13 protein-coding genes are annotated in these 12,407 nt (G+C 40.1%); 10 read left to right on the top strand and 3 right to left on the bottom strand.

Annotation, left to right across the window (positions count from 1 at the left end):
• The first annotated feature begins 28 nt into the window (after positions 1–28).
• From ACFEL9_RS16165 to ACFEL9_RS16140, 6 genes are all read left to right on the top strand, one after another.
• On the top strand, positions 29–1,279 hold the full coding sequence (locus ACFEL9_RS16165) for a hemolysin family protein (protein WP_385892142.1): 1,251 nt from the start codon (positions 29–31) through the stop codon (positions 1,277–1,279).
• A 161-nt stretch (positions 1,280–1,440) separates the two neighbouring features.
• Positions 1,441–2,295 carry a twin-arginine translocase subunit TatC gene (gene tatC, locus ACFEL9_RS16160; RefSeq protein ID WP_385892141.1) on the top strand — a complete coding sequence of 285 codons (855 nt, stop codon included), beginning with the start codon at positions 1,441–1,443 and terminating at the stop codon, positions 2,293–2,295.
• 126 nt (positions 2,296–2,421) lie between these two features.
• On the top strand, positions 2,422–2,886 hold the full coding sequence (rpiB, locus tag ACFEL9_RS16155; protein WP_385892139.1) for a ribose 5-phosphate isomerase B: 465 nt from the start codon (positions 2,422–2,424) through the stop codon (positions 2,884–2,886).
• Positions 2,887–2,963: 77 nt separating this feature from the next.
• Positions 2,964–4,502, top strand: coding sequence for a M28 family peptidase (locus ACFEL9_RS16150; protein WP_385892136.1), 1,539 nt, complete (start codon positions 2,964–2,966; stop codon positions 4,500–4,502).
• 211 nt (positions 4,503–4,713) lie between these two features.
• Positions 4,714–5,100 (top strand): hypothetical protein, encoded by a 387-nt coding sequence (locus ACFEL9_RS16145; RefSeq protein WP_385892134.1) that lies wholly within the window; start codon positions 4,714–4,716, stop codon positions 5,098–5,100.
• A 153-nt stretch (positions 5,101–5,253) separates the two neighbouring features.
• Positions 5,254–7,293 (top strand): TlpA family protein disulfide reductase, encoded by a 2,040-nt coding sequence (locus ACFEL9_RS16140; protein WP_385892132.1) that lies wholly within the window; start codon positions 5,254–5,256, stop codon positions 7,291–7,293.
• 195 nt (positions 7,294–7,488) lie between these two features.
• Here the strand turns inward: ACFEL9_RS16140 and ACFEL9_RS16135 are convergent, their stop codons facing one another.
• The 3 genes from ACFEL9_RS16135 to ACFEL9_RS16125 all read right to left on the bottom strand — a co-directional run bounded on the left by ACFEL9_RS16135 (position 7,489) and on the right by ACFEL9_RS16125 (position 9,713).
• Positions 7,489–8,463 carry a deoxyhypusine synthase family protein gene (locus ACFEL9_RS16135; protein ID WP_385892130.1) on the bottom strand — a complete coding sequence of 325 codons (975 nt, stop codon included), beginning with the start codon at positions 8,461–8,463 and terminating at the stop codon, positions 7,489–7,491.
• A gap of 159 nt (positions 8,464–8,622) precedes the next feature.
• Positions 8,623–9,069, bottom strand: coding sequence for a hypothetical protein (locus ACFEL9_RS16130; protein WP_385892127.1), 447 nt, complete (start codon positions 9,067–9,069; stop codon positions 8,623–8,625).
• A 206-nt stretch (positions 9,070–9,275) separates the two neighbouring features.
• Positions 9,276–9,713, bottom strand: a complete 438-nt coding sequence (locus ACFEL9_RS16125) for a hypothetical protein (protein WP_385892124.1) — start codon at positions 9,711–9,713, stop codon at positions 9,276–9,278.
• A gap of 278 nt (positions 9,714–9,991) precedes the next feature.
• Between ACFEL9_RS16125 and ACFEL9_RS16120 the strand changes: the two genes are divergently transcribed.
• From ACFEL9_RS16120 to ACFEL9_RS16105, 4 genes are all read left to right on the top strand, one after another.
• Positions 9,992–10,255, top strand: a complete 264-nt coding sequence (locus ACFEL9_RS16120) for an autorepressor SdpR family transcription factor (RefSeq protein WP_385892121.1) — start codon at positions 9,992–9,994, stop codon at positions 10,253–10,255.
• A 22-nt stretch (positions 10,256–10,277) separates the two neighbouring features.
• Positions 10,278–10,946 (top strand): SdpI family protein, encoded by a 669-nt coding sequence (locus tag ACFEL9_RS16115; RefSeq protein ID WP_385892118.1) that lies wholly within the window; start codon positions 10,278–10,280, stop codon positions 10,944–10,946.
• Between the two features lie 110 nt (positions 10,947–11,056).
• Positions 11,057–11,647, top strand: coding sequence for an acyl carrier protein phosphodiesterase (locus tag ACFEL9_RS16110; RefSeq protein ID WP_385892115.1), 591 nt, complete (start codon positions 11,057–11,059; stop codon positions 11,645–11,647).
• A gap of 192 nt (positions 11,648–11,839) precedes the next feature.
• Positions 11,840–12,400, top strand: a complete 561-nt coding sequence (locus ACFEL9_RS16105; protein WP_385892112.1) for a DUF2911 domain-containing protein — start codon at positions 11,840–11,842, stop codon at positions 12,398–12,400.
• The last annotated feature ends 7 nt before the right edge of the window (positions 12,401–12,407 follow it).

The following is a 12,407-nucleotide window of genomic DNA, read 5'->3' as shown; positions in this document are numbered from 1 at the left end:
AAAGGCATCCGTTTATTATCTTTACCCTATGGTGGAATGGAAAACGATAACCTGGTTTGTAATGACCCTGCTGCTGATGGGATTTTTTGCAGGTATTGAAATGGCTTATTATAGCGCCAACCGGTTAACTATTGAGCTGAAGCGTAAGCAAGGTGGCACTTCTGCCCACTTATTAAGTAAGTTTATCGATGAGCCGGCCAACTTTATTGGGGCAACTTTAATCGGCTTCAATATTTTTCTTGTTTTTTTCAGTTTACAGATCAGTACAGTGATGCAGCCCGTATGGAGATATTTTGTAGTAGGGGCAGATATCGTTCATATTTTAATTGAAATTGCTATTGCAACATTCCTTGTTTTGATTTTTGCCGAATTTATACCCCGTGCCATTTTCAGGGCCCGCAGCAACATCTTGCTGGCCAACCTATCGTTGATTACCGATTTTTTCTTTCAAATGTTTTCACCCATTGCAAAGGGCTTTATCAATCTATCAGAATGGATGCTGAAATATGTCTTTAATGTACGGGTTGATAAACATAAGGAGCCTCTGTCACATAGTGAGCTAAAAAATCTTTTTGAACAAAATATTGATGAAGACCGGCAGGACCGAAACGCCCAATTATTGGAAAACGCACAGGAGTTTCCAAAAGTAAAGATTCGCCAATGCCTGGTGCCAAGAAAAGAGATTGTGGGAGTAACGCTCTCTACCCCGATCGAAGAAGTCAAGAAAAAATTTGTGGAAACAAAATTGAGTAAACTGGTAGTATATGAAGATGATATAGATCATTTGTCTGGCTACATACACCAGCTTGACCTTTTTAAATTACCCGACAATATTAATTCGATTCTTTTACCCATTCCGGCTGTTCCAGAGAGTATGAGTGCGGCCGATCTTATTGGAAAATTTAGCCGGGAAAGAAAAAGTATTGCCTGGGTGGTGGATGAGTTTGGCGGAACAGCGGGTATCATTACTATGGAAGATGTGCTGGAGGAACTGTTTGGTGAAATCCAGGATGAATACGACCGGGAAAAATTCGTAGAGAAACAGATAGCGGAAAATGAGTTTATTTTTTCCGGGAGGCTGGAGCTGGACTACCTGGAGGAAAAATACAATTTTGAATTCCCTGAAAATGAATCGGAAACATTATCGGGTTATATTATAAATTTTCACGAAACTATTCCCCAACAAAAAGAACGCATTATCATTGATGATTACGAATTTGATGTCATCAGTGTAAGCGATACCCGGATTGAAATGGTGAAGATGAAGAAACTGAAATGAAGTACGAGGTAAGAGGTCGGAGGTACGATAGTACCCTGTTGTTGCTATTTTACTCCTTCTTTGCCCATTCCCTATTGCTTATTGCCAATTGCAAACTATAAACTGTCGGCCGCCAACTGCATACTGCTCCCTATCTTTGCCCCACTTTTTTAAAATACACTATGGCCTTACTGGATTTTTTTAACCGCAGAAAGAAGAATGCCACGGATGAAATGTCATTTATTGACCATTTGGAGGAACTGCGCTGGCATTTGATTCGTGCAGTGGTGGCTATCCTGGTTTGTGCCATTGTTGTTTTTATTTATTCTGAATTTATTGTCGACACCATTCTTTTCGGACCAACAAAACCCGATTTTATATCTGCGAGATGGCTGTGTCGGTTAGGGAATAGTATTGGAATTGGCGATGCACTTTGTTTTCAACCTGTGAAAACATCATTTTTGGAAACAACCATGACTGGCCAATTTATCGCTTCGTTTACGGTAGCATTTATCGGTGGTTTCATTATTGCATTTCCGTATGTTTTTTGGGAATTTTGGCGTTTTGTAAGACCTGCTCTATCTGACAAGGAAAGAAAAAACACCAGGGGTGTTATTTTCTGGGTATCGCTTTTATTTTTTTCGGGTGTTGCCTTCGGGTATTTTATCCTCACTCCTTTTATGGTTAATTTTTATTTTAACTATAAGTTGAGTTCGCAGATTACAATTATGCCGAGCTTTTCCGACTACCTGGAAAACCTGATCTATACCACTGTTGGAATTGGTGTATTATTCCAGATGCCTTTGCTGATAATGGTATTAGCGAAGGTTGGTTTTGTTACCGGCAAGTTTTTGAGAAAATATCGCCGCCATGCATTTGTGATTATCATTATCGCAGCAGCTATTATCACACCATCGACCGATCCATTCAGTCTTACCATAGTTACAGTACCCCTTTATTTATTATTTGAAGCAAGCATTATCCTTGCTTCCCGTGTCAACAAAAAACAGGATCAACAGCTGGAAGAGTGGAGCTAGGCAGGGTAAAAGATTAGCAGCCAGGATCCAGAGCCCGTCAACTGTTAAGTTTTATAAAATGAATGCAGTAGCTTTGTGTTTATTGAAGTCTCGTACTTCTTATTTCTGACTTCTAATTTTTTTGTTATGACATCTCCATTTGACCTTCGCAAACCAATTGCAATTGGCAGTGACCATGCCGGGTATGATTACAAAGAAGACCTGATTTCATTCCTTGAAGGCAAAGGACTTTCGTATAAAGACTTTGGCACTTATTCAAAAGACTCCGCTGATTATCCCGATTTTGCGCACCCGGTAGCCTCAGCCGTCGAAAACGGCGAAGCGGCATTTGGCATTCTATTATGTGGTACGGCCAATGGGGTTGCCATTACCGCCAACAAACATCAAAATATCAGGGCCGCACTATGCTGGGGCGATGAAATTGCAAGCCTCGTAAGACAACATAATAATGCCAACATTATTTGCATACCGGCCCGTTTTGTACGGGAAGGGGATGCTGAAAAAATGGTCAGTACATTTATCACTACAGCTTTTGAAGGAGGCCGCCACGCAAGCCGGGTGGAGAAAATAGCCTGTGCAGTAACTAGTTAACCACTCATCATATCGTTGCTAACCTCAAACTTTTTATACATAAGTTTGAGGTTATTTTTTTATTTAAACAATCATCAATGAGAAGATTTCTGCTGCCGGCGCTATTGTTCAGCTGCTTTATTGCAACAGCGCAAAAAAAGAATACACCTGCATATTTTGCTGCCACCATTTCGGCCGAGGATATGAAAAAACACCTGTACATTATAGCTGGTCCTGAAATGGAAGGCCGGGACACCCCATCACCTGGTCTTGAAAAAGCAGCTAATTACATTGAATCGCATTTTAAGTCTCTTGGGTTGTTGCCAGGTAATAAAGACAGCTACCGGCAATTATATCCCCTTTATAAAGACTCAGTAACCAGTACCACCTTAAAAGTAAACGATGAGGCTTTTGAGCTAAACAAGGATTTTCAACCGAATACTATGATCAACCATACTGCTGAAATGCCTTTTTCAGAAGTGGCATTTGCAGGATATGGAATCGTAGATGGCGATATTGACAGTTATAAGGACCTGGATGTAAAAGGAAAACTGGTGATGATATTGGATGGTTCTCCCGCAGGTTACAAACCTTCTGTGTCTGGTTTTATGTCACCGGCCAATGTTTTTACGAAAATTGGAAAAGCACAATCAATGGGAGCATCTGCCGTATTGATAGTATATGGTAACTATCCCCGTAAAACCTTCAACGGTTTATCCTCATATAGTCTACATGGCTATAAGGAAGGCTTTTTACCATTGACATTCACCATATCTGAAAGCATTGCAGAAAAGATCCTGGGAAGTGAAGGTAAAGGCATTCTTGAGAAAATGAAGACCACTCCGCTGGCTTCAAAAATAGTCAAAGCCAATGTAGATCTTGGGTATTTTAAAACCACGTCCACGGTGTATGCATCGAATGTTTTGGGACTGATAGAAGGGACCGATAAAAAAGATGAGTATGTTTTGATCACATCGCACTATGACCACGTAGGTAAAAGAAGTGACGGTACTATTTATTATGGCGCTGACGACGACGGGAGCGGAACAACCGGTATTCTTGAGTTGGCTGAAGCTTTTGCAAAAGCCAAAGCTGCCGGTAAAGGCCCGAAGAGAAGTGTTTTATTTATGACAGTAAGTGGTGAAGAAAAAGGATTATGGGGCAGTGAGTATTATGCTAACCATCCTGTTTATCCGCTAGAAAAAACAACTGTTGACCTGAATATTGATATGATCGGTCGTATTGGCGAAGAATATTTAAAAGATAAGGACTCGGTAAACTATGTGTATATCATTGGTGATGATAAATTAAGCACTGACCTAACCCCGATCACCGAGGCGGTGAACAGCAAATATTCCAAAATGAAACTCGATAGAAAATACAATGATCCGAATGATAAAAATCGGTTTTACTATCGCAGCGATCATTACAATTTCGCTGAAAAAGGGGTACCGGTTATCTTCTATTTTAACGGGGTTCATGCTGACTATCACCGGCCTACAGATACACCTGACAAGATCAATTACAGGCTGATGGCAAAGAGAGGACAGCTGGTATTTTATACAGCCTGGGAAATGGCTAACAGAAACGAAATGTTGAAGAGGGATCTTAAGCTCGAAAAGCCTAAAGGGTTCTGATTTTCATCGAAATTTGATAAAAAAGGTGGTCAAAAAAGCCACCTTTTTTTATACCGATTAAACCCGCTACCCAACAGCCGGTCTATTTATTGTACCACCACTGAACCCCTTAAAAAACATAAACATGAAACCGGGCATGATAAATTTTCTCAGATAGGAGAATGATCATTTGCGAGGTTCCATGTGGCAAAAAAACAATAAAAATTAACACATGAAAACAAGCCCCCTTTTTAAACCTTTATTAATCGCTTGTACTTTGATACTGGCTATTTTGATGACTCAATCAGCTTCTGGCCAGCGTCGTGACAGAATTGAAGACCGCCTTGATAAGCGGGAAGATGTACGGGATCGAAGAGAAAACAGGAGAGACAGGAAAGAAGACAGGCGTGATCGTCGTGAAGACGTTCGTGATCAAAGAGAAGATGTTCGTGATGCCCGCCATGATGGTGGTGTAAGAGATAAAGTAGAAGATATTCGTGACAGGCGTGAAGACGTAAGAGATAGCCGTGAGGATGTAAGAGACAGAAGAGAGGATGTTCGTGATAGAAAAGAAAACAGGAGAGATCGTCGTGAGGACCGCAGAGATAGAAGACACTGATCCCGGTTTTGATCCATACCTTCCATACGATAAAACCCCGATCTCTATTTCGGGGTTTTATTATGCCTTTTTGAAATTGAACAACCATTTGCCTTCGCCTTTAATTTGGATAAATGATTTCGTTTATATAGTTTGTCAGTTAAACCATTACTGATGAAACGATTTTCTTTGTTTGCCCTCACAGTTCTTTTTTCTACGTCCCTGATAAATGCTCAGAAAGTTAAATTGCCTTCGGGAATAGAAGGCCATTGGCTTAATCCGAAAAATAACGAATGGCAGATCAGCTTTGCCCCTAAGTTTGCGGCTTATGAAAGTAATTTCTGGAACTATAAATCTGTTGTTGTTACCAACGGGTTCTATGTAATTCACCTGGAAAATAAAAAACTAAAAAAGAAACTGCTGGTACAGTTGATTGACAGCACAACCCTGAAGATAGGTACGGGCCTGCAACACATGGCAATTCTTAGCCGGCAATACAATGAAAATCCTCAGTACAATCACTACGAAACAAAAGGTTTTACTGCACCTCTCCTGCAGAGAGATTCCTTTTTTCTGAAAGGATGGCTGACTGGCTATGATGCAAAAAAATCAGGATATAAGTTTGTCACTGTCATTATCAATCATCTTCTGGAAGATGAACAAAAAAAATGGATTACGGAAGTTGATAGCCTTGGCCGCTTCTCTATTCGCTTTCCATTACTTAACCCGCAAGATGTTATGCTAACCTTCGGTGATCAGTTGGTAGGGTTCTATGCAATACCCGGTAAAGATGTTATGATGGGGATTGAAACCGACAAATTCAATCTCCCCGGAAACTCGAAAAAGGAAAGACTTGATTTTTTCAAACGCCGTAGCCCTTTGTTGTTTATGGGAAAAATAGCTTTAGTGAATGTAGAGTTTAATGGGTATAAAAATCAATTGCAACAAACACTTAACTTCTTCATGAACAGGGACAGCATAGAGCATTTGAAACCGGATGCGTATAAACAGTTTCGCCTTGGCAAAATGAATGAGCAACTTGAGCAATTGAAAAATCATATTATACAGCATAGTAACAGCAAAATGTTTACGCAAATTATGGAGAATGTAATCCGTTACAATGCAGCGGATGATTTGCTTCGTTACCGCTGGCTGCATGACAGAAAAGAGCAAGTAAAGCTGTCTGATAGTTATTTAAGTTTTATGAACCAGATACCATTGAATGAGCCGCTGGCTAGTCTTAGTTCTGAATTAGACTCATACTTACACGAAGTATTAAACCTGTATATGGAGTATCATAATCCTTATACTGAACAAGGGCTGTATGATTTTCCACCCGGACAATTGTTTGAAAAAATGAAAGCAGATGGAGTATTATTCACTACTGATGAAAGTGAAAAAATCCGGTTGTTAGTTAAAGCAGAGGAAGAAGAAGATTCAATAAAGCTTGACGAGTTGTTAAAAGACACTGTTTTCTCAACAAGCTTTGACAAAAAATACAAGGATAAAATGAACAGTGCCACTCAAGACCTTATAAATGAAAGAGTCCAAAAGATTAAGCTGAAAAATTTGGATAATATGCTTAAGGATTTTGGAACATGTCTGTCCACCGATATTCTTCTTTATCGTATGACAGAAAAAACATTTAGTGAGTCAACATTACCCGAAAAATATTTAATGCAATATTACCGTGAGCATATCAGTAATATGCTTATTAAAGAAGAATTGGATAACCGGTACGCTACTTTAGAGAAAAAACTAAAGGGCTCACTTCCAGTAGAAAGCCGTTTGCTGAATGGTGCCAGCGCATTAGGCAAAGATGTATGGGAAAAATTAATTGCGCCATATAAAGGCAAAGCAGTGTATGTAGATTTTTGGGCGCCATGGTGCGGCCCCTGTATGAGTGAAATGGCAAATACACCTGCCATAAAAAAAGCCACGGAAGGAAAGGATGTAGTGTTTTTGTATCTCGGGGTAAGTTGCACTGAAGAGAGCTGGAAAAACACCATCAAGACAAAAGAAATAAAAGGTGAGCATTATTTATTGAGCCAAGATGAATATACTTTATTAGGCGATCGTTTCCAGATCAGCGGTATTCCCCGTTATTTATTAGTTGATAAAAAAGGAAATGTAGTTAATGAAAATGCACCACGACCGGGTGAGCAGAATGTTTTACTAGATGCCATTAATAAGATACTGGCCAAGACCAATTGATATAAAAGATAAAACCAGTAAGTCTTTTCAACTTACCGGTTTTTATTGGCTCAGTAGAATGACTGAAATACAAGAGAGCCCTTCGACAAGCTCAGGGTAAACTGCAAAAGAAGCTCAATAGTTATTCTATAGCCTGCAACAAAACAATCTAATAACTGAAGACTCTTCGGAACGCCCCTTTGGGGAATGGGGGTTTCACCAACCCAACACCCACGCAAAGATCAACGGCGCAACAATCGTCGCATCACTTTCTACAATAAACTTGGGTGTTTTGATATCGAGCTTACCCCAGGTAATTTTTTCGTTTGGTACCGCTCCGGAATAGGAGCCAAAGGAAGTGGTAGAATCACTGATCTGGCAGAAATAACTCCAGAATGGAACATCATGCCACTCCAAATCCTGGTACATCATTGGCACCACGCAAATAGGAAAGTCACCGGCAATACCACCGCCTATCTGGAAAAAGCCAACTCCTTTCCCGGAAGAATTATTTTTGTACCAATCCGCCAGGTATACCATGTATTCGATTCCATTTTTTACGGTACCGGCTTTCAGCTCGCCTTTGATCACATAGCTGGCGAAAATATTACCCGTAGTACTGTCTTCCCATCCGGGAACCACGATCGGAATATTTTTTTCCGCCGCCGCTACTATCCAGCTATCCTTAGGATCTATTTCGTAATACTGTTTTAGCTCACCACTTAAAATGGTCTTATACAAAAATTCATGGGGAAAATAACGTTCGCCTGTTGCTTCAGCCTCCTTCCATTGTTTCACTAAATGCTTTTGTAATCGGCGAAAAGCTTCTTCTTCCGGAATACAGGTATCCGTAACACGGTTGTAATGATTTTCCAGTAATTCCCACTCCTGCTCAGGTGTCAGATCCCTGTAGTTCGGAATGCGTTTGTATTTAGAATGGGCAACAAGGTTCATCACATCCTCCTCGAGGTTAGCACCGGTACAACTGATGATGTCCACTTTCCCCTGGCGAATCATTTCTGCCAGCGAAATACCCAGTTCACCGGTGCTCATGGCGCCGGCCAGAGTGATCATCATCTTGCCGCCTTCATTCAAATGTGTTTCATAACCTTTAGCGGCATCTACCAATGCAGCTGCATTGAAATGGCGATAATGGTGCTGGACAAATTGCGAAATAGGACCTTTATTCATTTTATATTTTTTTATTAAACCGCCTTCAGACCCGCCGCGGCGGGGACAATGCGAATAGCTTCGCCTTTAGATTTTGGCAGAAACAGAGCCGCAAAAATACAGTTTTGAATAAACAAAAATGCCCCGTGATTACAGGGCATTTTAAATTGTTGTTACGTTTTATTTTTTTATTCTTGTTTTTTCGATCAGGCTGCCAAGAGCATCGAATTTAACATTGTACAATTTATGTTTGTACTCGATTTCCATAGAATAGCGAATACCTTCTTCATTGTAGATCTCGGACACCTGCAGTACTACAGGATCATTGAATATCCGGTTTGCAGACCGTATAACAGACAATGGCAATTCTTTAAAGAAAATACCGCGGATACTACCTACAAACTTTGCATTGGCATCAAAAAAAGCAATGGCTCTGTGATCACCCCAGGTAAAAGCCACTTGTAAATAGCCATCCTGTTCGTTTGTCCATTTTACATTGGTGGCGCCTGTAAACATTTTGTTGAAGGCCAAAACGGCTTTAGGTTCCTCAACTTTAGTTGGGTTGGCAAATGAAGCCATGCTAATTACTATCAAAGACAATGATAGTATTAAAAGATTCTTTTTCATAAAAATTAAAGGTTTAAGCCTGCCTGTCGGCAGACAAGGTTAATGATATACGATTATAGAAATTACGTTGTTGAATTTTCAGGGAAGCACGGAATAGAACAATCAACACGGTTATGCTTAAAAGAAATCCCCGCTTCCCGAAGAAAGCCGGGGATTGTTTTACCACACACCAAAACTAACTGCCTATGAGAAAGAGATGCAAGAGATCAGATCTTTGTTGCTTTTTTGAACACATCCCATTTGCCATTGCCATTTGATTTCAATACAACTTTAGAGTCGGCTTTGTCAAGTGTAATGTAATAGCTGGTTCCTTCATTGTTGGATATTTCAAAGAGGTCAGATATCCAGTAACTGTTGTAATTCTTTTTAAGACTGGTTTGTAGGTTAATGGGAAGTTCGAGTGAGCTGATATTTCTGCTCGTAGCTATTAACTCGCCATCCAGTTGATAAAAAGCTGATACAACCTGATCGTTAAAAACGAAAGAAGCTTTGTAATAGTTGCTGGTCGTTGTCCACTGCACATCTTTTGCGCCTGCGAATTCTTTGTTAAATGAACTTAACACAGTTGAGTTTACATTTTCGTCGCTGGCAAAAGCAGTAAAGCTGCTTATCGTTACGGCCAGCATGATGATGATCTTTTTCATGATTTCTGATTATTTTAATGATTAAGGTTTACTTTAAAATTGTCATTTGGTTAGTATGACGGTGTAAAAGTAGATTAGGTTACACCCCTTGACAAGCGAATTAGGATTAATGGAAATGGCTGTTAAACAGTGTTAACACAGGTTTCATTTTATTAACCGCACATCCTTATTTTTCTACCCTTCGTAAGCCGGTGTTCCGCAATTGATACAGTTTTTTATTTTCTTAAACCAAAAATTATTTAGATATTTGTCTAAATACCTAATGAACGAATTGTACAATGAACACAATTTTTAAAGCCCTCAATGATCCTACCCGCAGGGAAATTTTGCAATTATTGCAGGAGAGAGATATGACAGCCGGGGAAATTGTGGAGCGTTTCAAGATATCCGGTCCCAGCATTTCACATCATCTCGATTTGCTAAAGCAGGCAAAGCTGGTAATTGCAGAAAAGGATGGCCAATATATTTATTATTCATTAAATACCACAGTAGTGGATGAAATCATGAAATGGCTCATGCAGTTCAAAACAAAAAAGCGATAATACGAACTAAAATAATCTACCAATGACTAAATACTTTAAACTTCTTATCTGGCCGGTCGCTATAGCCCCTATAATTTATCTCGCTGTTATCTGGCAACAATTGCCGGAGCAGGTTCCCCTGCATTTTGATCTGAAGGGTAATCCTGACAGGTATGGTAACAAAACAGAATTGCTAATCATGATCCTGGTATTGGCAGCTATGTCTGCAGGCATTTTCTTTTTGTTATCTAATATTTATAAAATAGACCCCAAAAAATATGCAGCTGACAATAAAGACAGGCTGAAAAGCATTGGATTTTGTGTAGGAGTTTTCTTATCCGCATTGTCATGCTTTATTCTTTATAGCTCCGTGAAAGGAAGTTTTGAACTCGGTATCCATTACATATTTGCCGCAGTGGGAATACTTTTTTCTTTTCTGGGTAACTACATGCACACTATAAAGCCAAACTATTTTGCCGGTCTGCGTGTGCCATGGACCCTGAACAATGAAGAAAATTGGCGGAAGACTCATTTGCTGGCAGGCAAACTTTGGTTCGCAGGTGGTTTAGTATTGGCAGCACTGTGTCTTATTCTACCAGACACAATAGCTATGATCTTATTTTTTGTTGCCGTCATGATCCTCGTTATTGTACCGGTTATTTATTCGTATCGCTTATACAAAAAGCAAAATGAACTATCCGGAAATAATTGAGCAAGTAATGTTTTGTGTCACCAATCAGGCTGGATAAAATAAAAAAGCAGACCAAACGTTAGCTTACCTGGTAAAGCCAGTTGACGTATCTTGTTAGCTGAACCTGTTTTATGAATTACCTGGCGCATGCTTATCTCTCCTTTAATGATCCTGAAGTGCTGGTAGGTAATATGATCAGTGACTTTGTGAAAGGGAAAAAAAAGTTCGACTACCCCTTTCGCATCCAGGCGGGCATCATGCTGCATCGCCTCATTGACAGCTTTACGGATGATCACCCCGCTACGAAAGAGGCCAAGGAATTCTTCCGTCCTGATTATCGCTTGTATAGCGGCGCATTTATCGATGTAGTTTATGATCATTTTCTTGCTACCGACGAAACGGAGTTTACCGAGACGTCTCTTTTCAATTTTTCGCAAACAGTTTACGGCATTTTAGAAAATTACCGGGACTGGCTGCCGGAACGTTTTGCCAGCATGTTTCCCTATATGAGAACCCAGAACTGGCTTTTTAATTACCGTTCCCACCGGGGCATCGAGCAAAGTTTCGGCGGCCTGGTGCGTCGTTCTTTGCACCTCCAGGAAAGTGAAACAGCTGCTTATTTGTTTGAAAAACACTATCAACCCTTGCAGGCGTGTTTTCGTCGTTTCTGGAAAGATGCTAAACCTTTCATTCACCGGCAGTATGAATCACTAAATGACTGACTAAAATCGACGAAAGGCGGTTGCCAATATTGGAATCACTTATTTTTGCAAATACATTTTTTGTCACTGGGGACTATATTTTTGAGCCGCAAACACACGATTTGCGGAGATATATCGTCTCAACTTGTAGATAAACGAATGAGCATATTACACCCGGCCAGGTGGCAGGTGATCAAAAAACATAAAAATTACATGAAAAAGAACTTACTTTTTTACATCGGATTATTTTTTACGATGATTGCCTTTGGTCAATCCGAGCTTCCTGCCATAGATAAATCACCACTGGATATTTGTTATTACCCGGTGAAGTATCCAAGTTTAAAAACACAGGATAAAATAACCGAGTCGCCTACGGCAAGGGTTATTTACAGTCGTCCTAAAATAGAGGGCCGTTCCATATTTGGTGGTCTTGTTGAATATGGAAAGCTGTGGCGGCTTGGGGCCAACGAAGCTACCGAGATCGAGTTTTATAAACCTGTTGTTATTAACAATAAAAAAATTCCAAAAGGTCGTTATACACTTTATGCCATTGTCGAAGAAAAAACCTGGACGTTTATTATCAACAAAGAGACGGATGTTTGGGGTTCTTTCAAATATAACCAGGCAAAAGATGTAGTACGGGTTACCGCCCCTGTGCAAGCATTGGCCGGGCCGGTTGAATCACTGGCTATGACCTTTGAAAAAAATAATTCCACTATGAACCTGGTTGTTGCGTGGGAGAATGTAAAATGTTCATTGCCCATGTCTTTATAAGTTAAGC

The sequence above is a fragment of the Terrimonas alba genome, assembly GCF_042434975.1.
Lineage (GTDB): Bacteria > Bacteroidota > Bacteroidia > Chitinophagales > Chitinophagaceae > Terrimonas_B > Terrimonas_B alba.
This window is presented reverse-complemented; position numbering and strand designations above follow the sequence as displayed.